Annotated in this window: 21 protein-coding genes and 1 tRNA gene; 16 read left to right on the forward strand and 6 right to left on the reverse strand. The window is 72.5% G+C overall.

Annotated elements, in window-relative coordinates; all coding sequences use genetic code 11:
- Window positions 1–2 precede the first annotated feature (2 nt).
- The 8 genes from BM288_RS12175 to BM288_RS12210 all read left to right on the forward strand — a co-directional run bounded on the left by BM288_RS12175 (window position 3) and on the right by BM288_RS12210 (window position 8,985).
- A complete protein-coding gene (locus BM288_RS12175; protein WP_092919789.1) occupies window positions 3–1,112 on the forward strand; it encodes a thiamine pyrophosphate-dependent dehydrogenase E1 component subunit alpha in 1,110 nt (369 codons plus the stop codon).
- A complete protein-coding gene (locus tag BM288_RS12180; protein WP_092919182.1) occupies window positions 1,109–2,152 on the forward strand; it encodes an alpha-ketoacid dehydrogenase subunit beta in 1,044 nt (347 codons plus the stop codon). Before BM288_RS12175 ends, BM288_RS12180 begins: the two co-directional genes overlap by 4 nt.
- Entirely contained in the window at window positions 2,149–3,510 is a 1,362-nt protein-coding gene (locus BM288_RS12185; RefSeq protein WP_092919183.1) for a dihydrolipoamide acetyltransferase family protein, read from the forward strand. The genes BM288_RS12180 and BM288_RS12185 overlap by 4 nt, the downstream gene beginning before the upstream one ends.
- A gap of 63 nt (window positions 3,511–3,573) precedes the next feature.
- Window positions 3,574–5,268: a carboxyl transferase domain-containing protein gene (locus BM288_RS12190; RefSeq protein ID WP_092919184.1), complete on the forward strand. Its 1,695-nt coding sequence runs from the start codon at window positions 3,574–3,576 to the stop codon at window positions 5,266–5,268.
- Between the two features lie 14 nt (window positions 5,269–5,282).
- On the forward strand, window positions 5,283–7,238 hold the full coding sequence (locus BM288_RS12195) for an acetyl/propionyl/methylcrotonyl-CoA carboxylase subunit alpha (RefSeq protein WP_092919790.1): 1,956 nt from the start codon (window positions 5,283–5,285) through the stop codon (window positions 7,236–7,238).
- Window positions 7,235–7,774 (forward strand): MaoC family dehydratase, encoded by a 540-nt coding sequence (locus BM288_RS12200; protein ID WP_092919185.1) that lies wholly within the window; start codon window positions 7,235–7,237, stop codon window positions 7,772–7,774. Before BM288_RS12195 ends, BM288_RS12200 begins: the two co-directional genes overlap by 4 nt.
- Before the next feature lie 8 nt (window positions 7,775–7,782).
- Window positions 7,783–8,616, forward strand: coding sequence for an HpcH/HpaI aldolase/citrate lyase family protein (locus tag BM288_RS12205; protein ID WP_092919791.1), 834 nt, complete (start codon window positions 7,783–7,785; stop codon window positions 8,614–8,616).
- A 54-nt stretch (window positions 8,617–8,670) separates the two neighbouring features.
- Complete coding sequence (locus BM288_RS12210; protein ID WP_143103107.1) at window positions 8,671–8,985, forward strand: hypothetical protein; 315 nt, start codon at window positions 8,671–8,673, stop codon at window positions 8,983–8,985.
- Between the two features lie 230 nt (window positions 8,986–9,215).
- On the opposite strand, the gene BM288_RS12215 is transcribed toward BM288_RS12210, so the two are convergent.
- Window positions 9,216–9,291, reverse strand: a tRNA-Ala gene (locus BM288_RS12215).
- Between the two features lie 225 nt (window positions 9,292–9,516).
- Between BM288_RS12215 and BM288_RS12220 the strand changes: the two genes are divergently transcribed.
- Window positions 9,517–10,842, forward strand: a complete 1,326-nt coding sequence (locus BM288_RS12220; protein WP_177220381.1) for a plasmid pRiA4b ORF-3 family protein — start codon at window positions 9,517–9,519, stop codon at window positions 10,840–10,842.
- A 419-nt stretch (window positions 10,843–11,261) separates the two neighbouring features.
- Here BM288_RS12220 and BM288_RS12225 read toward each other — a convergent pair whose 3' ends face one another.
- Entirely contained in the window at window positions 11,262–11,591 is a 330-nt protein-coding gene (locus BM288_RS12225) for a hypothetical protein (RefSeq protein ID WP_092919188.1), read from the reverse strand.
- 189 nt (window positions 11,592–11,780) lie between these two features.
- Between BM288_RS12225 and BM288_RS12230 the strand changes: the two genes are divergently transcribed.
- Complete coding sequence (locus BM288_RS12230; RefSeq protein ID WP_092919189.1) at window positions 11,781–12,473, forward strand: hemerythrin domain-containing protein; 693 nt, start codon at window positions 11,781–11,783, stop codon at window positions 12,471–12,473.
- 25 nt (window positions 12,474–12,498) lie between these two features.
- On the opposite strand, the gene BM288_RS12235 is transcribed toward BM288_RS12230, so the two are convergent.
- Window positions 12,499–12,708 (reverse strand): hypothetical protein, encoded by a 210-nt coding sequence (locus BM288_RS12235; RefSeq protein WP_092919190.1) that lies wholly within the window; start codon window positions 12,706–12,708, stop codon window positions 12,499–12,501.
- A gap of 101 nt (window positions 12,709–12,809) precedes the next feature.
- Here BM288_RS12235 and BM288_RS12240 point away from each other — a divergent pair, with 101 nt between their 5' ends.
- On the forward strand, window positions 12,810–13,880 hold the full coding sequence (locus tag BM288_RS12240) for a zinc-dependent alcohol dehydrogenase family protein (RefSeq protein ID WP_092919191.1): 1,071 nt from the start codon (window positions 12,810–12,812) through the stop codon (window positions 13,878–13,880).
- Window positions 13,877–14,815 carry a sugar nucleotide-binding protein gene (locus BM288_RS12245; RefSeq protein ID WP_092919192.1) on the forward strand — a complete coding sequence of 313 codons (939 nt, stop codon included), beginning with the start codon at window positions 13,877–13,879 and terminating at the stop codon, window positions 14,813–14,815. Before BM288_RS12240 ends, BM288_RS12245 begins: the two co-directional genes overlap by 4 nt.
- Before the next feature lie 25 nt (window positions 14,816–14,840).
- Here BM288_RS12245 and BM288_RS12250 read toward each other — a convergent pair whose 3' ends face one another.
- Complete coding sequence (locus tag BM288_RS12250; protein WP_092919193.1) at window positions 14,841–15,470, reverse strand: class I SAM-dependent methyltransferase; 630 nt, start codon at window positions 15,468–15,470, stop codon at window positions 14,841–14,843.
- A 214-nt stretch (window positions 15,471–15,684) separates the two neighbouring features.
- On the opposite strand from BM288_RS12250, the gene BM288_RS12255 reads away from it, so the two are divergent.
- Both BM288_RS12255 and BM288_RS12260 read left to right on the forward strand, forming a co-directional pair.
- The gene (locus BM288_RS12255) at window positions 15,685–16,266 is read left to right on the forward strand and encodes an NADPH-dependent FMN reductase (RefSeq protein WP_092919792.1); all 582 of its coding nucleotides are present in this window, start codon (window positions 15,685–15,687) and stop codon (window positions 16,264–16,266) included.
- Between the two features lie 202 nt (window positions 16,267–16,468).
- Window positions 16,469–17,953, forward strand: a complete 1,485-nt coding sequence (locus tag BM288_RS12260) for a hypothetical protein (RefSeq protein WP_092919794.1) — start codon at window positions 16,469–16,471, stop codon at window positions 17,951–17,953.
- Window positions 17,954–17,981: 28 nt separating this feature from the next.
- Here BM288_RS12260 and treS read toward each other — a convergent pair whose 3' ends face one another.
- The gene (gene treS / locus BM288_RS12265; RefSeq protein WP_092919194.1) at window positions 17,982–20,273 is read right to left on the reverse strand and encodes a maltose alpha-D-glucosyltransferase; all 2,292 of its coding nucleotides are present in this window, start codon (window positions 20,271–20,273) and stop codon (window positions 17,982–17,984) included.
- A 44-nt stretch (window positions 20,274–20,317) separates the two neighbouring features.
- Here treS and BM288_RS12270 point away from each other — a divergent pair, with 44 nt between their 5' ends.
- Both BM288_RS12270 and BM288_RS12275 read left to right on the forward strand, forming a co-directional pair.
- Window positions 20,318–20,884, forward strand: coding sequence for a PadR family transcriptional regulator (locus tag BM288_RS12270; RefSeq protein ID WP_092919196.1), 567 nt, complete (start codon window positions 20,318–20,320; stop codon window positions 20,882–20,884).
- Window positions 20,885–20,922: 38 nt separating this feature from the next.
- Window positions 20,923–22,629, forward strand: coding sequence for an ABC1 kinase family protein (locus tag BM288_RS12275; protein WP_092919198.1), 1,707 nt, complete (start codon window positions 20,923–20,925; stop codon window positions 22,627–22,629).
- Window positions 22,630–22,642: 13 nt separating this feature from the next.
- Here BM288_RS12275 and BM288_RS12280 read toward each other — a convergent pair whose 3' ends face one another.
- Complete coding sequence (locus tag BM288_RS12280) at window positions 22,643–23,773, reverse strand: diaminopropionate ammonia-lyase (protein ID WP_092919200.1); 1,131 nt, start codon at window positions 23,771–23,773, stop codon at window positions 22,643–22,645.
- Window positions 23,774–23,886 lie beyond the last annotated feature (113 nt).

A 23,886-nucleotide genomic window follows, 5' to 3' on the forward strand; every position in this document is an offset into this window, starting at 1 on the left:
TCATGCTGCCAGCCCCCCGCCCCGAGCTCGCGCTCGGCCTGGACTGCCCCCTGACCGTGCTCGACGTCGACGGCACCCGCGTGCCGAGCGAGGTGCTCGACCCCCATCTGAGCGACATCGACGAGCACGCGCTCACCAACCTCTACGTCGACATGGTGCGCGTGCGCCGCCTCGACGTCGAGGCGTTCGCCCTCACCCGCCAGGGCCACCTGGTGCTGTGGCCGCCGCTGCTGGGCCAGGAGGCCGCGCAGGTCGGCCCCGCCCGCGCGCTGGGCGACAAGGACTGGGTCTTCGGCTCCTACCGCGAGCACGGCTTCGCGCTGCTGCGCGGTGCCGACATGGGCGAGTTCTCGCGCATCTGGAAGGCCTACGCGCACAGCGGCTGGGACCCCCAGGAGATCCGCATGGCGCCCTCGCAGATCATCATCGGCGCGCAGTCGCTGCACGGCGTCGGCTACGCCATGGCCGCCAAGATGGACGGCGCCGACGAGGTCGCGCTGACCGCCTTCGGCGACGGTGCCACGAGCGAGGGCGACGTCAACGAGGCACTCGTGTGGGCCGCTTCCTTCCAGGCGCCCGTCGTCTTCCTCTGCCAGAACAACCAGTACGCGATCTCCGAGCCCGTCGGCCTGCAGTCGGGCGTGCCGCTCGCGCTGCGCCCCACCGGCTTCGGCATCCCCTCGATGCGCGTCGACGGCAACGACGTGCTCGCCATGCACGCCGCCGCCCGCATCGCCTTCGACCGCGCCCGCACCGGCGGCGGCCCCACCTTCATCGAGGCCGTCACCTACCGCCGCGGCCCCCACACCACCACCGACGACCCGAAGCGCTACCGCGACGAGGCCGAGGTGGAGGCGTGGACCGCGAAGGACCCGATCGAGCGCGTCGAGCGGGCGCTGGAGCGCATGGGCGCCAACATGGAGGCCGTGCGCGCCGAGGCGAAGATCCGCGCCGACCAGCTCGCCAAGGAGTTCCGTGCCGCGTGCGAGCACGCCGAGCCGCCGGCCCCCGACGAGATCTTCGACAACGTCTACACGCAGCCGTCGAAGCGCCTGGAGCGTCAGCGCCTCGAGCACCGCGCCTTCGTGAGCAGCATCGAGGCCAAGGCATGACCGAGACGATGACGATGGCGAAGGCCATCAACGCCGCCCTCGCCGACGGGCTCGACGGGGACGACCGCGTGCTGCTGATGGGTGAGGACATCGGCAAGCTCGGCGGGGTCTTCCGCGTCACCGACGGCCTGCAGGACCGCTTCGGCCCGCAGCGCGTGATCGACACGCCGCTGGCCGAATCGGCCATCATCGGCACCGCGATCGGCATGACCTACCGCGACTTCCGCGTGGTCGCTGAGATCCAGTTCGACGGCTTCATCTACCCCGCGTTCGACCAGATCGTCGCCCAGGTCGCGAAGCTGCACTACCGCTCGCAGGGCCGGGTGAAGATGCCGCTGACCATTCGCGTGCCCTTCGGCGGCGCGATCGGCTCGGTCGAGCACCACAGCGAGTCGCCCGAGTCGTACTTCGCCCACACCGCAGGGCTGCGCGTGGTCACCGCCTCGACGCCGCAGGAGGCGTACTCGACGCTGCGCGCCGCCATCCAGAGCGACGACCCGGTGCTGTTCTTCGAGCCGAAGGGCAAGTACTACACCAAGGGCGAGGTCGACCGCTCCATCGTGCGCGACCTCGAGACGGCCACCATCGTCGCCAGCGGCCGCGATGTGACGATCGCCGCCTACGGGCCGACGGTCGACACCGCGCTGCGCGCCGCCATCGCCGCCGCGGACGAGGGCATCGAGGTCGAGGTCATCGACCTGCGCTCGATCTCGCCGCTGGATGTCGACACGGTCGTCGCGTCGGTGCAGCGCACCGGCCGCCTGATCGTCACGCACGAGGCGCCCGCCGAGTCGTCCGTCTCGAGCGAGCTCATCGCCTCCGTCGCCGAGCGCGCCTTCGCGCATCTCGAGGCCGCGCCCGAGCGCGTCACCGGCTACGACACCCCGTACCCGCCCTCGGCCGTCGAGCACGACTACCTGCCGAGCCTCGACCGGCTGCTCGACGCCGTCGACCGCACACTCGGGCGCCGCAACTCGCGCACCGACCTCGACTACGCCGCCGTCACCGGTGCCGCCACGACCGCTGGAGCCGCACGATGAAGACCTTCCTGCTGCCCGACCTGGGCGAGGGCCTGACCGACAGCGAGATCGTCGCCTGGAAGGTCGCCGAGGGCGACACCGTCGAGCTCAACCAGCCGCTCGCCGACATCGAGACCGCCAAGGCGGTCGTCGAGCTGCCCAGCCCCTACGAGGGCGTCATCGCCAAGCTGCACGCCGGCGAGGGCGAGACGGTCGACGTGGGCGCCCCGCTGATCGACTTCGACCTCGACGACGGCAGCGCCGTGCCCGCCTCCGCACCCGCTGCGGGCGACACGGTCGCAGCTGCCGACGACGAGGCGGTGACCCCGGATGCGCCCGGTCCCGTCGGCGATGAGCCCGACGTCGTGACCGCACCCGCCTCCGCACCCGAGACCAATGTCGCCGCGCAGGCGGAGGCTGCGGCACCCGACGACAAGCCGGAGAAGGTCTCGGTGCTGGTCGGCTCGATCACCGTGCACGGCGGCAAGCCCACCCGCAGCAAGCGCACCTGGGACGTCGAGCCGTTCGAGCGCGCCGAGAAGCGCGGCCCGAACCGCGCCATGCCGCCCGTGCGCAAGCTCGCGAAGGATCGCGGCATCGACCTGCAGTCGGTGCGCCCGAGCGGGGCCGACGGCCTCGTCACGCGCGCCGACGTCGAGGGCGCGGGCACCGCATCCGCCACGTCTGCCTCGGGCGCTGCGGCAGCACCGGCCTCGACGCGCGAGAAGGTGACCGGCCTGCGCAAGCACACCGCCGCCGCGATGGCCAAGTCGGCGCTCACCGTGCCGCACGCGGCCACCTTCCACCAGGTCGACGTGACCGAGACGCTCGCGCTCGCCAAGTCGGGCGACGCCTCGTTCCTGGCGCTCGCCAGCCGCGCGATCCTGCTGGCGGCGAAGCGCTGGCCCGACGTCGCCTCCGCCTTCCACGCCGACACCAACGAGCTCGAGCGCTTCGCGCACGTGAACCTCGGCATCGCCGTCTCGACCGACCGCGGCCTGGTGGTCGCCTCGGTCGACCAGGCGGAGACGATGGATGCGGTCGAGCTGACCGCGCAGATCAAGGACCGTGCCGTGCGGGCGCGCGAGGGCACGCTGTCGATGGAGGAGCTCACCTCGTCGAACATCACCATCTCGAACGTGGGCGTGTTCGGCGTCGACGGCGGCATCCCGATCCTGAACCCGGGGGAGTCGGCGATCATCGCGCTCGGCGCGATCCGCAAGCTGCCCTGGAACCACCAGGGCGAGATCGTGCTGCGCGACGTGTGCACCGTGACGGTCTCGTTCGACCACCGGGTGCTCGACGGCCGCGAGGCCGCGGGCTTCCTGGCCGACATCGCGGCGGTGCTGGAGCGCCCGGCGCTGGCGCTGGCCCGATGAGCGCTGTCGCGATGACCGGTCAGGTTGGGCCCGCACCCGACGCCGACGTGGCACGGTAGGGGCATGCACGCACTCACCACCCACGTCGACACCGGCTCCGACGCGGCGAAGGCGAACCGCGCTGCGATGCAGGCACTGGTGGCAGAGCTGCGCGAGCGGCTCGGCACCGTCGCGCTCGGCGGCCCGGAGAAGAGCCGCGAACGCCACGTCGCGCGCGGCAAGCTGCTGGCGCGCGACCGCATCGACGCGCTGCTCGACCCGGGCAGCCCCTTCCTCGAGGTCGCGCCGCTGGCCGCCTGGGGCGTCTACGGCAGCCCTGCGGACGGCCAGCCTGGTGACGCGCCCTCAGCCGGCGTCGTCGCCGGCATCGGGCTGGTGCACGGCAAGCAGGTCATGGTGATCGCCAACGATGCGACCGTCAAGGGCGGCACCTACTACCCGCTGACTGTGAAGAAGCACCTGCGCGCGCAGCAGATCGCGCGCGAGAACCGCCTGCCGTGCATCGCGCTCGTCGATTCCGGCGGCGCGTTCCTGCCCATGCAGGACGAGGTCTTCCCCGACCGCGAGCACTTCGGCCGCATCTTCTTCAACCAGGCGCAGCTCTCGGCGCTCGGCATCCCGCAGCTGGCCGCCGTGATGGGCTCGTCGACCGCCGGCGGTGCCTACGTGCCGGCGATGAGCGACGAGACGGTCATCGTGCGCGACCAGGGCACCATCTTCCTCGGCGGCCCGCCGCTCGTGAAGGCCGCCACCGGCGAGGTCATCGACGCCGAGTCGCTCGGCGGCGGGCAGCTGCACGCCGAGGTCTCGGGCGTCGTCGACCACCTCGCCGACGACGACGCGCACGCGCTCGAGATCGTGCGCGACATGGTCGAGGCGCTGCCGCACGAGGATCGCGGCGTCACGGGAGTGCGGCTCGCACCGAAGGGCGTCTTCGGCTGGTTCGCGCACGCGCCCTACAGCGGATCGCCGATCGCCGACGACCCGCAGGCACCCGCGGTCGACCCGTCGACGCTCTACGAGGTCGTTCCGCCCGACCTGCAGACGCCCTACGACGTGCGCGAGATCATCGGCCGCATCGTCGACCGCAGCGAGTTCCACGAGTTCAAGGCCAGCTACGGCGAGACGCTCGTGACCGGCTTCGCCGAGCTGCACGGCCACACCGTCGGCATCATCGCCAACAACGGTGTGCTCTTCAGCGAGTCGGCGATGAAGGGCGCGCACTTCATCGAGCTGTGCGACCAGCGGGGCGTGCCGCTGGTGTTCCTGCAGAACATCACCGGTTTCATGGTCGGCTCCGAGGCGGAGCGCGGCGGCATCGCCAAGCACGGCGCCAAGATGGTCACCGCCGTGGCCACCACGCGCGTGCCGAAGCTCACGGTGGTCGTCGGCGGCTCCTTCGGCGCCGGCACCTACTCCATGTGCGGCCGGGCCTACGACCCCCGGTTCCTGTGGCTGTGGCCGAACGCGCGCGTGAGCGTGATGGGCGGGCCCCAGGCAGCATCCGTGCTCTCCACCGTCAAGCGCGAGCAGCTCGAGGCCGCGGGCGAGGAGTGGTCGGCGGATGCGCAGGACGAGTTCGAGCGGCCGGTGCGCGAGCAGTACGAGCGGCAGGGCAACCCCTACTACGCCAGCGCGCGGCTGTGGGACGACGGCGTCATCGACCCGGCAGACACCCGCCGCGTGCTCGGCATGGCGCTCGACGTCGTGACCGCCGTGCCGCTGCCCGAGCCGCGCTTCGGCGTGTTCAGGATGTGATGGGGATGCCCGACATGCCAGAGCGCACAGCCGCCGCGACCGAGATGTTCCACACCGTGCTGGTCGCCAACCGCGGCGAGATCGCCATCCGCATCGCGCGCACCCTGCGCGAGATGGGCGTCCGCTCGGTCGCCGTGCGCGCCGAGGACGACCCCTCACCGCACCCCGGTCACTTCGACGAGGTCGTCTCGCTCGGGGCCGGTCCGCTGCGCGAGACCTACCTGTCGAGCGACAAGATCATCGCGGCCGCGCGATCGACCGGCGCGCAGGCGATCCACCCCGGTTACGGCTTCCTGTCGGAGAACGCCGGGTTCGCGCAGGCGTGCGCCGACGCCGGGATCGTCTTCGTCGGGCCGCCCGCCTCGGCGATCGAGACGATGGGCGACAAGATCTCGGCCCGCCACGCGGTCGAGGCGCGCGACGTCGCCACGGTGCCGGGCATCGCGGAGCCCGGGCTCGACGACGCGGCCCTCATCGCGGGCGCCGAGCGGGTCGGCTTCCCGGTGCTCATCAAGCCGGCCGCCGGCGGCGGCGGCAAGGGCATGTACCGCGTCGACGAGCCCGCGGGGCTGGCGCAGGCGCTCGCCGCCGCGCGCCGCGAGGCGAGCTCGTCGTTCGGCGACGACACGTTGTTCATCGAGCGCTTCGTCACCAGCCCGCGCCACATCGAGGTGCAGGTGCTCGCCGACACCCACGGCACTGTCATCCACCTGGGCGAGCGCGAGTGCTCGCTGCAGCGCCGCCACCAGAAGGTGATCGAGGAGGCGCCCAGCGCCCTGCTCACCGAGGCGCAGCGCGCGGCCATCGGGCAGGCCGCCGTCGAGACGGCCCGCTCGGTCGGCTACGTGGGCGCCGGCACGGTGGAGTTCATCGTCGCGGGCGACCGGCCCGACGAACCGTTCTTCATGGAGATGAACACGCGCCTGCAGGTCGAGCACCCGGTGACCGAGATGGTGACGGGCATCGATCTGGTCGAGCAGCAGCTGCGCATCGCCGCGGGGGAGCGGCTCGCCATCGCGCAGGAGGATGTGACGCTCACCGGCCACGCGATCGAGGCGCGCATCTACGCCGAGGATCCCGCGGCGGGCTTCCTGCCCACCGGTGGCACGGTGCTCGACGTCGACTGGCCGTATTTCAGCGAACCGCGCGCGGTCGAGGTGCGTGTCGACCCCGGAGTGGAGCAGGGCACGGTCGTCGGCTCGAGCTACGACCCGATGATCGCGAAGCTCATCGTGCACGCGCCGACGCGCGCCGCCGCCATCGACGGGCTGCGCGAGGCGCTGGCCGAGTCGTCGATCCTGGGCGTGACGACCAACCGCGCGTTCCTGCGCGCGTTGCTCGACGAGCCGAGCGTGCGCGCAGGCTCCCTCGACACCGGCTTCATCGACCGCGAGGGCGAGCGCATCGCCGCGCAGCGCGTGCCGAGCGAAGTGCTCGTGCAGGTGGCTGCGAGCGAGGCGCTGCAGGGGCCGGGTCAGCTGGGCGCCTGGCAAGCCGACGGCTGGCGCATGGGCGGCTCGGTGGGGCGCGTCACGCGCCTGCGCGACGGCGACGGCGTCGCCGTGGTGCGGGTGCGCGCCGAGCGCGCGACCGTCACCCGTGCCGACGGCACGGCCGACGAGCTGCTGCTGCCGCAGGACGCCTGGGTGCGCGAGACACCGGAGGGCGCCTGGGTGCGCACCCGCGACGGCGACTTCCTCGTCGAGGCGCCACCCCGCATCCGTCGTGGTCGTGGCCCGGCAGAGCCCAGTCTCGCCTCGCCGATGCCCGGCACCGTGGTCGCCGTGCACGTCGCCGACGGCGACACGGTCGCGGAGGGTCAGGCGGTCATCAGCGTCGAAGCCATGAAGATGGAGCATGTGCTGCGCGCACCTGTCGCCGCCACCGTGCATCTGCAGGTCGCGAGCGGCGAGCAGGTCACGCGCGGGCAGGAGCTCGCGACCGTGACACCGATCGAGGAGAGCGCATGAGCGAGAGCACGCCGGAGGCCGAGGCCGACACGCAGACCGACACCGCGCGCCGCATCACGCAGCGCGGGCTGTACTTCGACGAGCTCGAGGAGGGCGTCGTCTACGAGCACCGCCCCGGCCGCACGATGACCGAGACCGACAACGTGCTGTTCACGACGCTGACGATGAACCCGCAGCCGCTGCACCTCGACCGGGCATGGAGCGAGCAGAGCGAGTTCGGCGAGCCGCTCATGAACTCGATGCACACGCTCGCGACCATGGTGGGCCTGTCGGTCGGGCAGTTGACGCAGGGCACGATCGTCGCGAACCTCGGCTTCAGCGACATCGCCTTCCCCGCACCGGTCAGGCACGGCGACACGATCTACTGCGAGACCCGCGTGACCGGCAAGCGCGCCTCGGCCTCGCGCCCCGGTCAGGGCATCGCCACCTTCGAGCACATCGCCCGCAATCAGCACGGCGAGGTGGTCGCGAAGGCCACCCGCAGCGTGCTCATGCAGGGCTCGCCCGGCACCGCCGCGACCCGGGCCACCGCGTGAGCGCCGGCATGGCGGCGCTCGGCATGGGCCCGGCGCTGCTGTTCTGCCCCGGCGACCGGCCCGATCGCTTCCAGAAGGCGGCAGACCGGGCGGATGCGGTGATCCTCGACCTCGAGGACGCGGTCGGCGGCGAGACCAAGACCGCCGCCCGCGAGGCGGTGCAGGCTGCCACGCTCGATCCCGCGCGCACCATCGTCCGCGTCCAGGACGCATCCGCCGCCGGCTTCGACGACGATCTCGCCGCCGTCGCGGCCTCGCCGTTCCGCACGGTGATGCTCGCGAAGGCCGAGTCGAGCGAGCAGGTCGACCGAGTCGTGGCTGCCGTGCCGGATGCCCGCGTGGTGGTGCTGTGCGAGACCGCCCGCGGTGTGCTGGCGGCCGAGTCCCTCGTCGCGCATGACGCGGTCGTCGGCATCATGTGGGGTGCGGAAGACCTGGTCGCATCGCTCGGCGGCACGTCGAGCCGAGATGAGTCAAGCGCGTACCGCGACGTCGCGATGCACGCGCGCAGCCGCGTGCTGCTGGCGGCCGGCGCCTTCGGGGTCACCGCGATCGACGCCATCCGCGCGGACATCACCGACCTCGACGGGGCACACGCGGAGGCCGCGGATGCCGCCGCCAGCGGCTTCGGCGCCAAGGCTGCGATCCACCCGAACCACATCGAGCCCTATCGGCGCGCTTTCGCTCCCACCGCCGAGCAGGTCGCCGAGGCGCAGCGGGTGCTGGCCGCGGCAGAGGCGACCCCCGGCGTCTTCTCGTTCGAGGGGCGCATGGTCGACGAGCCCATCCTGCGGCACGCGAGGAGCGTCGTCGCGCGAGCGGCGGCAGGCGACGACTCCTAGCGGCGCCTCGCGGCCGCTGCGCAGGGCCGAGCCCGTACGATCGAACGCGTGCGGGTGAGCGGACGAGCAGCGGCGGTGACGGCTGCGGCTGCGCTGCTGGTGCTGACCGGCTGCGCATCCACTGCCCAGACCTACGAGCGTGTGACGGTGGTCGAGGGCGGCGACGGCCTGGCGCTGCTGTGCATCGACGGCGCGACCGAGACGGAGCCGCCCGCGTGCAGCGCCGACAACCCGGCGATCCTCGCCTGGGACTGGATCGGGCTCGACCACCGCGAGGCCGGCGGCGTGCGCTGGGGGCAGTTCCGCATCGTCGGCGAGCAGTTCGGTGACATGTTCATGATGGTGGAGCCGCCCAGCAACGCGGGATAGCGGCCGCGGCGGCGTGTACGGGCGTCAGCTGGCGGCGCGCCGCTTCGCCATCAGCACCGCGAACGCCGTGACGCCGAGCTGATCGAGGATGCGAGGATGCGCGGATGTCGATCGAGCAGCGCGAGCGAGCGCTGAGCGCGGCGGGGCGGGGCGGGAAACATCTGCATGTGCGGAGTGGACCGCCCGCAAGGAGAGACGACAAGAGCCCCGCCGAGCGGCGGGGCTCTCAGTGGTGGATCTGGGGGGACTCGAACCCCCGACCCCCTGCATGCCATGCAGGTGCGCTACCAGCTGCGCCACAGACCCTTGCGCTGCTTCCGGCTTCCCGGAGCAACCCCACTACTGTACATGACGCCGCGACCGCCTGTCACATCCAAGGGGAGGTCGACGTCGCCTCCACGGCGCGGCCGTGCGGTGCTGGTCCACCGCATCCGCATAGCATCGTGAGGCATCGATCCGCCGGGTGAGGGAGGCATGGCACATGGGCCAAGAGGACAACGTGATCCCGTTCCCGGGCATCGGCGGCGGGGGATGAACGCCTTCGGGTCTCGTCGCCGCCAGCCGACCCTCCTGCGCAGGCAGCCGCATCCGCGCCGGTACACGATCCGCGTCGACCTCAAGGGCGCGCAGCCGCCGATCTGGCGCCGGCTGCAGGTCGCGAGCCACATGCCGCTCGACCGGCTGCACACGGTGCTGCAGATCGCGATGGGCTGGACCGACTCGCATCTGCACCACTTCGTGATGGGGCCGGGAGCGCTCGACTGGGACGTCGAGCCGTTCCTCACCCCGTTCGACGTCGAGGAGGGCGATGTCGGCACGCTCGAGGCGGACGTGCGGCTCGACCAGGTGCTCGCGAAGGCGGGGGACCGGCTGCACTACGAGTACGACTTCGGCGACGGCTGGCAACACACGATCACGCTCGAGCGGGTCGAGCAATGGGGCGACGGCGCACCTGATGCGCTGTGCGTGGCGGGCAAGCGCGCCTGCCCGCCCGAGGACAGCGGCGGCATCGGCGGCTACGCGCAACTGCTCGAAGTGCTCGCCGGGCGGCCGGTCGACATCGACCCCGAGTGGGCGGAGGAGCTGCGCCGCTGGGCGCCTGAGGGTTTCGACCCGGAGCACTTCGACGTCGACGAGGTGAACGAGATGCTGGCGACCGGGCCGCTGCCGGCGCTCGAGACGGTGCACCCGTACATCCCGCAGATGCTGCTGCAGGCGGGCGGCTCCCAGCTGAGCATGCTCGCGGCACTGGTGACGGATGCGCTGCGCGAGCCCGTGCACCTGTCACCCGAGCAGGCGCAGCGGGCCGTCGAGCCCTACCGGCTGCTGCTCGAGGTCGTCGGCGACGGGCTGTCGCTCACCGCGGCCGGATGGCTGCCGCCGACGGTCGTGACTGCACTGTGGGATGCGCTCGAACTCGATGGCACATGGATCGGGAAGGGCAACCGCGAGGACCAGACGCGCCCGGTCGCTGCGCTGCGAGCCTCGGCGACGCAGCTCGGGCTCGTTCGCAAGCTGAAGGGCAGGCTGCTGCCGACGACGGCCGCGCGCGCGACGGCCGGTAACCCTGCGGCACTGTGGGACCACATCCGCAGCCGTGTGCCGCTGGGCAAGCCGCACGAGCGCGATGCAGGGATGCTGCTGCTGCTGCGGTCGGCGCTGCTCGGCACCGATGTGCCGGCGCCCGACGGCGGCGCACTGCTTGCCGACCTGGGGTGGATGCTGAGCGCCGGCAGCCTGGACGATGCCGCGCACATCTGGGCGTGGCCGACCCGCGACGTGCTCGACCAGCTGAGCGGTCTGTTCGCCGATGCCGGATGGCGGGCGACCGTGGCTCGTGCGCTGCTGACGCGCTGACCGGTAGTGCGGGAACGCATGCGGCATGCGCGGTGCTGCTGGTCGGCCGGTTGAGCGACCTGGTGGCTTTCAGCACCGCGGCGGCAGCAGCCTTCGGGATGCTGGCGCTGCTCGCGATGCTGTCGGCGCCGAGATTGCGCCCCGCCCAACATCGGGAGTCACCAGCGGGTCACCGGGCAGGATCCCGCTCCCCGGACGAAGGCTGCCGCGAACGATCAGATCAGCCTCTCGTTCAATGAGCGTTGGTCTGACGCGCGTGGGCCGGGTGACGGCACGCCAGTGTGCTGGACGCACAGGTCAGGAGGCTGGGTGATGCTCGTCGCTCATCGGCAGCCGCGGCTGGCCCGATAGAGCCGCACAGCGAGTGGCGCGCCGGCACCGTCCGAGCACCCCTCGCGGAGCTGGCGAAGCCGCCGGCCTCACGCGGCGCGGCGCGCGACGGGTGCCGCGCGGCCGGTCGGGTAGGGCGCGGGCGGCGGCTTCTGCGGCGGCACCGCGCGCTGCCGGCGGTCGTCGCCGCCGCTGGTCGAGCGCCCGGTGCTCCGCTCGAACAGCGCGAGCGAGGCCTCGTGCGCCTCATCGACGCTCGACCAGTAGCCGAGCAGGCGGCGCTGCGAGCGATCCGGATGCGCGGTGACGGCCCGGTAGTACGGCTCGCGTCGCGGCCCGAGCAGCACGAGCCGAACGACCGCGAGCGGCGCGCCGTCGAGTGGATGCAGCACATCCCATTCGGCCGCTCGGATCGTCATGGGTGTGCACGCTAGCGGCGGCCGACGACATGCGACCCCGTTCGGGTGCGCATGGGCGCTGACGCTCGTCATCGCCCGGCATCGTCGCTCGCCAGCGGCTGCGCGGCTCTCGCCCGCGTCGACCATTGTCAGCCTGCGCGCGCAGGCCTACAGTTGGGCAATCCAGACAGTGTTCGAGAAGGATGGACCATGGCAGCGAGAGCGCTTCCCTCCAGCAATGCAGAGCCGCCCACGAAGCTCTGCGACGCGAGCGGCATGGCGGAGATCCACCGCATGTTCAGGAGCGGCTTCGGGGAGGCTCCAGCACTCGTCGTGGGGGTCGCCGCGGGCGACACCGTGCACGCGGCCGCGGTCGCGGCGCAGCTCGATCTGCTCTCGGCGAGCCTGCACGCGCACCATGAGGGTGAAGACCAGCGGCTGTGGAGCATGCTCAGCGAGCGCTCGCCCGCGTGCGGCTCGCATGTGACGCGCATGCAGGAGCAGCACGCGCAGATGCTGGTGCACCTGCACCTGCACGAGCTCGACGCGGCGCTGCCCACGTGGCGCGCATCCGCCCAGCCTTCCGACCGCGTCGCGGTGGTGGAGGCGCTCGCAGGCGTCAACGAGGCGCTCGCCGTGCATCTGCCAGACGAGGAGCGCACCATCGTGCCCGTGATGGAAGCGGTGATCACCGAGGAGGAGGTGCAGTGGTTCGCCGCGCATGGCAGGAAGCACACGCCGAAGGGGCAGACCTGGAACTCGCTCGGTGCGATCCTGCGTGCACAGCCCGACGGCGGCGAGGCGTGGCAGCGCAAGCACTTGCCCGCACCCGTGCGGCTGCTGTGGCGCGTCGTCGGCGCTCGCCGCTACGCGAGGACCCGGGCGGTGCTCGAGGGTCGCTGAGCGTGCACCCTGGCCGGGCGACGACTCAGTCGCTGCGCGGCTGCTCCTCGTCCTGCACGACGTGACGCAGGCCGAGCTCGTCGGCGACCGCGCGCCGGAGGAAGACCGCCTCCTCCTTCGTCCCGAAGCTCTGCGAGCGCTCGGGATGACCCGCCACCGCGTTCTCCCACTGCCCGCGATTGGGCCGCGTCACCACGGTGCCGGCCCGCTCATCGCTGTCGTGCGCTGCGTCCATGGATCGCGACCTCCTGTGGCTGTGGGGTGATTCCAGCGTCGGCGATGCGGCAGCGGCGCGCAAGCCCCCGCTTGTGGCACCGCCTCTGCCAGGATCGAGCCATGCGCGCGCTCGTCATCGACACCGTCCGCGGCGCACCGGTCGTGCGCGAGGTGCCCTCACCCGCGCCGCCGCCTCTCGGCGTCGTCGTGCAGGTGCTGGCGACCGGGCTGTGCGGCAGCGACTGGCACGCGTGGGCGGGGCACGACGAGATCGCGTTCCCGCACGTGCCAGGGCACGAGCTCGCCGGCGTCGTCTCGGCGGTCGGCGCGGGCGTTCAGCACTGGCAGGTCGGCGACCGGGTGACGGCGCCGTTCGTGTGCGGCTGCGGACGCTGCGAGTGGTGCCTGGCGGGCGACGCGCAGGTGTGCCCCGAGCAGCAGCAGCCGGGCTTCACCCACTGGGGCTCGTTCGCCGAGCAGGTGGTGCTGCACGCGGCCGATGCCAACCTCGTCGCGATCCCCGACGGCGTCGACTTCGCGACCGCGGCGAGCCTCGGGTGCCGCTTCGCGACCGCGTATCGCGCACTCGTCGGCCGCGCCCGCGTGCAGGCGGGGGAGTGGATGAGCGTCATCGGCGCCGGCGGCGTCGGCCTCAGCGCCGTCATGATCGGCCACGCGCTCGGCGCGCGCGTGATCGCGGTCGACCGCAACCCATCCGCTCTCGCCCTCGCGTCAGGGCTCGGCGCCGAGCACACCGTGCTCGCCGACGGCAGCGACGTGCCGGCGGCCATCGCGGCGCTCACCGGCGGGGGCAGTCACGTGTCGGTCGACGCCGTCGGCAGCGAGCAGACGGCGACGGATGCGGTGCTCGGCCTGCGCAGACGCGGCCGGCACGTGCAGATCGGCCTGCTGCCGCCGGCCGGCGGGCATCCGCGCGTGCCGCTCTCGCGCGTGATCGCGTGGGAGCTCGACCTGCTCGGCAGCCACGGCATGGCCGCGCGCGACTACCCGGGGATGCTCGCGCTCATCGAGCAGGGCGTGCTCGAGCCGCAGCGGCTCGTCGAGCGCACCGTGGGGCTCGAGGAGGCTGCGGTACTGCTGCCCGGCTACGACCGCTCGACGGCCACCGGCATCACGATGATCGACCCGCAGCGCACGTCGGCGGCAGCCGGGGCAGGGGCGGGCGCATGACGGCGGGCGGCCCGCGGCCGGCGGCGTCCGCACCGGGCGCGCGCGTGCTGCTGGTGGGCTGCGGGAAGGTCGGCACGCGGCTGGGGGAGCGCCTGGTCGGCGCCGGCGCGCAGGCGTTCGCGCTCCGGCGCACCACCGCTGCGCTGCCGCCGTCGCTGTCACCGCTGCAGGTCGATCTGCTCGCGCCGCCGCCGCGCGAGCTGCCGGCTGCGGACGCGATGGTGATCACCCTCACGCCGGCGCTGGCCGCACCCGGAGTGCCCGACGGCTATCTCGCCGCCCTCCGCAACCTCGCCGCCGCGCTGCCGCGCATCCCGCAGCGCGTGGTGCTCGTCTCCTCCACCCGGGTCTTCGAGGGGCGACCGGGTGAGCGGCAGATCACGGAGGGTGACCCGCCCGCGCCGGCGAGCGCGCGGGCGGAGACGCTGCTCGCGGGCGAGCGGCTGGCGGCCGAGCTGTTCGGCGCGCACATCGTGCGACCCGCCGGCATCTACGGCCCCGGCAGGGAGCGACTGCTGCGCATCGTGCTCGCCGGCGAGCCGGTCGACTACGCGCGGCGCACCAACCGCATCCATGAGACCGATCTGGTGCGCGCGCTGCAGGCGATGCTGACGGCCGAGGCGCCGCCCGGGCTGGTGCACGCCGTCGATGCGGCACCGGCGCCGCTCGGCGACGTCGTGACGCACATCGCGCGGCGACTCGGGGTCGCGCCGCCGCCACGGTCGGAGCCCGAGACGCGCGACGCGGGCACCGCCGCCGGCGCGGTGCGGAGCGGCGCGGTGCGGAGCGGCACGGTGCAGAGCGGCGCAAGGCTGAGCGGCACGGTGCTGAGCGGTGCGCTGCTGCGCACGCTCCTGCCGACGCTGCGGTACCCGACGTTCGAGTCGGGCTACGACGAGCTGGTCGCGATGCGGCAGCGCGAGCGCAGTCGCTGATCGCCGCCAGGAGCCGGCGCACCCGTCAGCCGGGCTTGCGCGCTCGCAGTCGCTCGACCGTGCCCGCCTGCAGCCGCTCTGCTTCCTCGACGGCGAAGCCCGAGCACTCGACGAGCGGTCTCGAGCGGCGCGTGAAGTGCTCGCCTGCGGTGCGCACCGTCACCTGCTCCACCAGCCGCTGCGTCCACCGCAGCGGCAGCCAGGTGCTGCCCACGTGGTCGAGCAGCAGCAGCCGCCCGCCGGGCACCAGCACCCGGTGCATCTCGCCGATCGCGCGCGCCGGATCCGGGATGCTGCACAGCGCGAGTGCGCACACGACGGTGTCGAAGGAGGCGCCGGGGAACGGCAGCCGTTCCGCATCGCCCTCGACGAGCTCGACCTCGCGGCCGATCTCTGCCGCGCGCGCCCGGGCGACGGCGAGCATGCCGGGACTGAGGTCGACGCCCGTCACGACCGCATCCGCCCGGTAGTGCGGCAGATCGGCGCCGGTGCCGATCGCCACCTCCAGCACACGGCCGTGCGCCCGCGCGCCGAGCCACTCGCGACCGCCGCCGAACCAGAGCCGCTCCGCCAGCGCCATGCTCCGGTCGTAGTGCGGCGCGGCGCGCTCCCACAGCCTGCGCTGTCTGGCCGTCAGGTCGTCGTGGTCGCGCATCCGCTCGTCCCTTCCGGCTCCATGATCCCGCGAATCGGCGCTCCGTCGGGCGCGCCATCGAGCGCCGAGCGGGCGCAGCAGAGAAATCTGACCTCGCCGGAATAGTTCAAGATCGAAACGGTTGGATGGAGTGGATGCTCACGGCGCGACGCCGATCGCGACAGCGCGGGACATCCGGATCCCATCGACGCGGCGCTGCTCGACAGCCCTGACCCTGAGGAAGACACACACGACGAAGATCGCCATCATCACCGGCAGCACCCGCCCGAACCGCATCGGCGCGGGCGTCTCGCAGTGGGTGCTGGAGCAGGCGCAGCAGCGCGGCGACGCTGACTACGAGCTGGTCGACATCGCCGACTTCGACCTGCCGCTGCTCGACGAGCCGATGCCCGGCTCGCAGACGAATGAGCACACGCAGGCCTGGGCCGCGAAGATCGCCGAGTTCGACGGCTTCGTGTTCGTGACCGGCGAGTACAACCACTCCGTCGTGCCGGCGCTGGCGAACGCGATCTCGTTCCTGAACGCCGAGTGGAACAACAAGGCCGCCGGCATCGTCGGCTACGGCTCGGCCATGGGCGTTCGCGCCGTCGAGCACCTCCGCGGCATCCTCTCGGAGCTGCAGGTCGCCCACGTGCAGAAGACCGGCATGTTCTCGCTCTTCACCGACTTCGAGAACTTCTCGACCTTCAAACCCACCGAGATGCAGGCCGCGTCGGTCGCGCCGATGCTCGACCAGCTGGTCGTCTGGAGCAAGGCGATGGAGCACGTGCGCGAGGGCGCACTCGTCGCCGCCTGATGGGCACTGCCGACGGGGGCTGAGCCCTTCGACGCCGGAGCGGGCCTTCCCTGGCGGGAGGCCCGCTCTGCTGTGTTCGGGGGCGGATGCGTGCACGCACCACCCGGGTTGCGTGCCGGTTCAGCGACAGGCGCGCGTCGCCCGCCAGGGCCGGGCAGTGCACGCGTACCGTGGGGCACGAAGGGCAGGGGAGGTGGTCGGCGTGGCTGTGCGGCGCATGGCGCTGGTCCTCGTCATCGCCCTCGCGGTCGCGCTCGTGCCCGGAGCGTGCGCTCCGCTGCCGCCGCTCGCGGTCACCTACCGCGCGGCCGTGCAGCCGCCGGTCGTGCTGCCGGGCGATGACGCATCCGCCGCCTCGGTCGCAGCGAGCGAGCGGCTGCTCGAGGCCAGCGACGTCATCTTCCTGGCGAGCGCCTCCCGCGCCGACGACCTCGCCGAGACTGCCGTGGCGACCGGTGCGCCGCTACTCATCGCCGGCCCAGGCGTCGCCGACGAGCTCGCGCGGCTCGGCGCCACCAGCGTCGTGGCACTCGCAGGCGACGACCTGGGCACGCTGAACGGGCAGCTCGAGCGCTTCGACCTCGACCCGGCCGTGCCTCCGGCGGAGCAGGACCTGCCCGCGATCGAGGTGACGCAGCCGGCGCCGCCGGTGGTGCTGCTCACCGACAGCGCCGCGGCAGCGGACGTGAGCGCCGACGCGACCGCAGCAGCAGAGACCGTCGTGCGCGCCGCATCCGGCACCACCGCCGATCTGCCCGGCGGCGACCCGCGCCGCTCGAGCGAGACGGTCGCGACCGCGAGCGCGCATGCCGGAGCGACGGTGCTCGCGCTCGGCGACAGCTTCGGCGCCACCCCGCTGCTGGCCGAGCGCTTCACGGCTGCGGCGACGGAGGTCGAGCTGCCCGGCGGCGGCCAGATCGTCTTCCCCACCCGCATGTTCGTGGCGCTGTACGGGCACCCGGGCGTGCCCGTGCTGGGCGAGCTCGGCGAGCAGGACCTCGACTGGGCTGTCACCAGGGCCCGCGAGCGCGCCGCGCAGTTCCAGGCGCTCACCGACAGGACCGTCGTGCCGGCCTTCGAGATCATCGCGACCGTCGCCGCGGGCGCGGCCGGCGACGACGGCAACTACTCGAACGAGGTCAGCGTGGAGACGCTGCGGCCGTGGGTCGAGCGGGCCGGCGAGGAGGGCATGTACGTCGTGCTCGATCTGCAGCCGGGCCTGTCGTCGTTCCCGGAGCAGGCGCGACTCTACGAGGAGCTGCTCGTGCTGCCGCACGTCGGGCTCGCGCTCGACCCCGAGTGGCGGCTGCTGCCCGGTCAACGCCACCTCGAGCAGATCGGCAGCGTCGACGCAGCGGAGATCAACGAGACGCTCGATTGGCTCGCCGAGCTCACCGCCGCGCACGCGCTGCCGCAGAAGGTCGTGGTGCTGCACCAGTTCACGCGGCGCATGATCCGTGATCGGGCGCAGCTCGACACCGCCCACGACGAGCTCGCGCTGGTGCTGCACGTGGACGGCAACGGCACGCAGGCGGCGAAGCTCGAGACCTGGAACGCGCTGCTGCGGGATCTGCCCGCGGGCATCGCGATGGGCTGGAAGAACTTCATCGACGAGGACCACCCGATGCTGGATCCCGCGGCGACCATGGCGATCGAGCCCACGCCGGTCTTCGTCTCGTACCAGTGAGTCGCGCCGGCTGCGGGTCCGCGAGCGCTCAGTCCGCCGGGTCGATGGGCTCGAGCGTCAGGAAGAGCCCGCCGTAGGCGGGCAGGCTCACGCTGAAGCTCTGCAGGTCGTCGACATGCGCGATCCGCTCGCCGCTCTCGGCGTCGATCACATCGTGCTGCGAGGGGATCGACTCCGAGTGCACGGTGCCCTCGATCGCCTCGCCCGAGAAGTTGAGGACGGTGACCTGGATGCGGGCGTCGACTGCGGTCGGGTCGCCGTCGTCGAGGCGGTGCACGAGCACGAGCATGCTGGGGTGCGCGACGTGCGGCACGTCGAGCTGCGTGGCCGTCGCGATGCCGTGCGCGCGCCGGATCGACAGCAGCTCGGCGAGGCCCGTGGCGAACGAGTCCGGCTGCTCGAGCTGCTCGGGCAGCGGGCCGTAGAGCGATCGGCCGCGCGGCATGCCCGCCGCGGAGGCGGTGACGTCGGGGGATGCGTCGAGCAGGTCGTGCGCGCCCCTCTCGATCCAACGGGTGTCGCCGGCGGCGATGAGATCCTGCACCTGCTCGGCAGGCAGCGTCAGCATGCCGGTGAGATCCCAGCCGGAGAGCGCGAAGACGCCCGGCTGCCAGGCGTTGTACTTCGCCAGCAGCAGGTGCGCGTCGCGGATGGCCGGGATCGCGGCCTCGGTGATGTCCTCGAGCCGCGCGTGGCCCTGGGTCGCGGCGATCAGCGACGCGCTCGTGCAGGCGATGCCGTTCTGGGTGAAGACGCGGTTGTAGTCGGCGGTGCCCGTCAGCGTCTCGGTCAGCTCGGCGCGGATGAGCTCGGCGAGGTCGCCGCCGGTGATCTCCTCGTGGCGGAAGGGGTAGAGGTCGTCGCGATGCCTCGTCGCCCAGTGCACCAGCTCGTACGTCAGCTCGTCGTGGTTCTGCAGTCCGTGGACGAGGCCCACCGGCTCGACGCCGAGCTCGAGCGAGGTCATGAGCGTCAGCCGCAGGAACTCGGTGTCCCCGGTGGCGAGCGCGTGGTGGTAGCCCGGCCGGCTGACGAAGTCGTAGGAGAGGTCGGCGCCCACGGCGCTGGTGTCGCGGATGTCCTCGATCGTGAGGTTGAGCTCCTGGAAGGTGAAGCCGCCCACCTTGCGCACCATGCCGGCGATGATGTGGTTGGCCGCGTGCGAGAGCGGATGCCCCTCCGACCAGGCCGGAAGCCCCTCGGCGCTCTTCTCGACACCCAGGAAGCCGTTCGCGTCGAGCCGCAGCGCGCTCGTGCCCAGGTCGCCGAGCGAGTGCAGCGCGTCGCCGATGACGAGGCGCATGCCGGCGAACGTGGGGTCGAGCCAGTTGATGGACGGCTGGCCCTGCTTGAAGTAGTGGAGGTAGACCCAGCGGCGCTCGACGCCATCGACGCCCAGCACCGGTGCCGTGACGCTCCAGTTGGTCTCCTTGACGCCCGGCGTGTAGAAGATGACGCGCTGCAGCTCGCCGATGATGTAGCCGCGATCGCTCAGCTCGCGCTCGCTCACGATGTCGAGGTTGACGGCGTCGCGCTCGGCTGGCACCTCCGGCAGCAGGTGCCAGTCCTCGGGCGGGATCTCCACCATGTGGTAGATGCCCGGGTAGTCCTTGAAGGCCATCTCGGCGAGTCGGAAGTCGGCGCCCTTGCCCGTGTGCCCCGGCACGATGTCGTCGATGACGCTGCCGTTGTGGGCGTCCGCGACGTCGGAGAGGCGGCGGAAGGCGTCGTCGTCGCCGAAGGCCGGGTCGATCTGGGTGCTGATGCGATCGAAGTGCCCGTCGACGCTGGGCGTCTCGCGCCAGTCGGTGATGCCGCCGGCGCGCTTGACGGGGCCGGTGTGGAGGGCGTCGATGCCGATCCGCTCGAATGCCGTCCACAGCGCCTCGTCGCCCAGCGCATCGAGGAAGGACTGGCCGGGGCGGGTGATGAGCGAGATCGGGTAGGCCGTGAACCACACGTCGCTCACGCCGATCGCCCTGCGCGCGTCGGGACGCGCGTAGGGGTTGCGCCACATGGAGGGCTGGCCCGAGAGCTGACGGCTCAGCACATCGGCGTCCTTCAGCATCGACTGCCGCACGAGCCACTCCACGTACGAGGGGTTCGACGCGTTCGCGGTGCGCGGGTCGGTGGAGAAGCGCCGCGGACTGCCGCCGCGGATCTGATCGCGCGGTCGCAGGCGCTTGGGCCTGGCCGGGTAGCGCTGCTCGTCGTAGGAGATCTCCGTGCCGGGGTCTTCGGGGGCGTCCACGCCTGCAGTCTGCCACGCGCGCGTGATCGGGGCCGGGATCGCCTCTTCCGCTGCACCGCTGGGCGACATATCGTTGACTATCGTCGAGATGCGACGCAGCCGAGGAGGCCATCATGCACGAGTCATACGCAGGCGCAGGATTCTCCGGCGGCCAGCGCGGGTTCCGGCCCGGCGGCCCGGGCGGCAGCATCTGGGATGCGATGGAGCAGCTGCGCGGCGCGTTCGACAGCCGCGGCGGCCCGCGCAAGAGCCGCGGCGACGTGCGTGCGGCGGTGCTCGCGCTGCTGGCCGAGCGGCCCATGCACGGCTACCAGATCATCCGCGAGATCGAGGAGCGCAGCGGCGGGGCATGGAAGCCCAGCCCCGGCTCGGTGTACCCGACGCTGCAGCTGCTGGCCGACGAGGGGCTGATCGCCGCCGAGGAGTCCGGTGGCCGCAAGACCTATTCGCTCACCGAGGGTGGCCGGGCAGAGGCTGAGGCCGCCGAGGCGCCCGCGCCGTGGGAGGCCTCGAGCGGCCGCGAGGGCGGCGGCCACGGGGCACTGCCGAAGGCCGGCATCGAGCTGGCGCAGGCGGCTGCCCAGGTCGGCCGCACCGGCACCCCGGAGCAGGTGCAGCAGGCGGTCACCGTGCTCGTGGACGCGCGTCGTAGGCTCTACTCGATCCTCGCTCAAGACTGAGCCGGGTGCCGCCGGCACGTCGGGATCAAGGGGAGCCGATGTCCGACGTGAGAAGCGAGCGAGCCCGCTACCGCCGCATCATGCGGTTCGCGATGCGCCACGTCGCGCTGGTGTGGTGGTTCGAGCTGCTGCTGCCCCGCATCGGCCTGGGCGCCGTGACCGAGCGCGGGCGCAGCGAGCGGCTGCAGCGGCTGGCGCGCCGCTTCCACGCGCTCGCCGTCGAGCTCGGCGGCCTCATGATCAAGGTGGGGCAGTTCATGTCGTCGCGGCTCGACGTGCTGCCGCCGGAGATCACCCGTGAGCTCGAGGGCCTGCAGGACGAGGCGCCTGCGGTGCCGTTCCCCGAGATCCGCGAGCTCGCTGAGCGTGAGCTGGGCGTACCGCTCGAGGGCGCCTTCTCGAGCATGGCCGAGCAGCCGGTCGCGGCCGCCTCGCTCGGCCAGGCGCACCGGGCCGGCCTCTCGCCGCTCGACACCGCCGACACCGGCCTGACCGACGCCGTGGTCAAGGTGCAGCGGCCCGGTATCGAGGGGATCGTCGCTGTCGACCTGACGGCGCTGCGCCGGGTCGCCCGCTGGCTGAGCCGCGTGCAGGTGATCGCCGACCGCGTCGACATGCCCGCGCTGGTCGAGGAGTTCGCCGAGACGAGCCTGCAGGAGATCGACTACCTGCACGAGGCCGCGAACGCGGATCGCTTCGCGCAGGCTTTCGCCGATGACCCGCGGGTGCGCGTGCCGGAGATCGTCTGGGAGCGCACGACGCGCCGGGTGCTGACCCTCGAGGACGTCTCGGCGATCAAGATCAACGACCTCGACGGCCTGCGGGCCGCGGGCATCGATCCCGCCGAGGTGGCCAAGCAGTTCGCCGCCGTGATGTTCGACCAGGTCTTCACGCACGGCTTCTTCCACGCCGATCCGCATCCCGGCAACCTCTTCGTCACGCCGCTGCTCGACGGGGCGGATGCGTCGGCCCCGGCGGGAGCGCGCTGGCAGCTGACCTTCGTCGACTTCGGGATGATGGGGGAGGTGCCCGCCACCACCCGTGCCGGCCTGCGCAGGATGCTGCTCGCGGCAGCGGCCCGTGACGGCAAGGGACTCGTGGCCGGCATGCAGGAGCTCGGCGCGCTGCTGCCCTCGGCGGAGGAGGCTGCGCTGCAGCGCGCGATGGCGCGCGCCTTCGAGCGGTTCGGCGGCATGGGCTTCGCCGAGCTGCGCCAGGTCGACGAGCGCGACTTCCGCGCGTTCGCAGCGGAGTTCAGCGATGTGCTGCGCTCGATGCCGTTCCAGCTGCCGGAGCACTTCCTGCTCATCATCCGCGCCGTGTCACTGACCTCCGGCCTGTGCAGCTCGCTCGATCCCGCCTTCAACGTGTGGGACTCGGTCGAGCCCTACGCGGCGCATCTGCTGCGGGAGGAGAGCGGCAACGTCGTCATCGACGTCGCGCAGCGGGCCATCTCGACCACCAGCCTCATCGCGCACCTGCCGACCCGCATCGACGAGGTGCTCACCCGCCTCGAGGAGGGCCGGCTGGCCGTCGCAGTGCCCGAGGTCGAGCGCAAGCTCGCCCGCTTGGAGCGCGCTGCTCGACGGGTGGTCTCGGCCATCGTCTTCTCGGGCCTGATGGTGGCCGGCGTGCTGCTGCTGTCGTGGAACCCGGTGCTCGGCATCGTGCTGATGGTCGCCTCCGCGGTGCCGCTGCTGCACGCCGTGCTGGCCGGCATCCTCGGCCGTCGCGGGCCCGGCTGAGCGGCCGCAGCGGTCACCGATACCGATCGGGCAGCGGGTTGGCCGCAGAGCCCTCGGTCGAGAGCAGCACCACGACCGCGTCCTGCGGCAGCGCGGCGGCCGGATCCTGCGCTGCAGCGGTCTGCAGCGCGCGCAGGCCGGCGAGCGTGGAGGCGCCGCACGGGCCGGCGTCGACGCCCAGCCGCTGCAGGTCGTGCACCGCGCGCGCCGTGTCGTCCTCGGAGACCGTGACCGCCGCATCCACCCCGTCTCGCAGCACCGGCCAGGCGATCTCCGAGATGGTGCCGCAGTTCATGCCGAGCATGATCGTCGCCCCGGTCTCGACGCTCACGGGCCGGCCGGACTCCAGCGAGCCGATGAGCGAGGGTGCCAGCTCCGGCTCCACCGACAGCACCGTGGGAGCCGCGACGTCGGCGGCAGCCGCGCGATAGTGCCGCACGACCGCCTGCGCGAGCGAGCCGACACCGACCGGCACGGCGACCAGGTCGAGGCGCGCGGCGCCCGCGTCGCCGAGCTGCCGGTCGATCTCGGCGCCGAGCGTGTCGTAGCCGTCCACGATCCACTGCGGCACCTCGTGGAAGCCGGGCCACGCGGTGTCCTGGATGTGGAGCATGGCCGGGTCGGCGTGCACGGCCTCCGCCGCGGCCACCACGACCTCGTCGTAGGGCAGCTCGAGCACGTGGACGACGGCGCCCTCCGACTCGATCGCGTGCTGCGCCGTGCTCGTGACGGTCGCGGGCACGAAGACGGCCGAGCGGATGCCGACCAGGCGGGCCATGTGGGCGACGGCCCTGCCGTGGTTGCCGTCCGTCGCGGCGACGAGCGTCAGGCCGCTGCCGTGCAGCCGCTCCCGCAGCTCGTCGAGCGACAGCGGTGCGGCACCGGGGGAGAGGTGCTCGGTGAGTGCGCGCACGATGGCGTAGGAGACGCCGAGCAGCTTGAAGGCGGGCAGGCCCATGCGGGACGACTCGTCCTTCACGAAGACGCGGGCGATGCCGAGCTCGTCCGCCAGGGCGGGAAGCTCGACGAGCGGCGTCGGGGCGTAGCCGGGCAGCGTCGCGTGGAAGTCGGCGATGCCGGTCACCGCGTCGCAGCGCCAGTCGCGCGCAGCCGCGTTCCGATAGACGCGCGTGGTCGTGGTCATGGTGCCTCCATCCGCCGTAGCTACGACCGTAGGCCACCCGCGGTCGTGCGACGATCTCGGGGTGCTCGCGGACGCACGGGGACGCATCCGCCGCATCATGCGCCGACGGCGAA

Origin of the sequence: Agrococcus baldri (genome assembly GCA_900114805.1) — a bacterium.
Taxonomy (GTDB): Bacteria; Actinomycetota; Actinomycetes; order Actinomycetales; family Microbacteriaceae; genus Agrococcus; species Agrococcus baldri.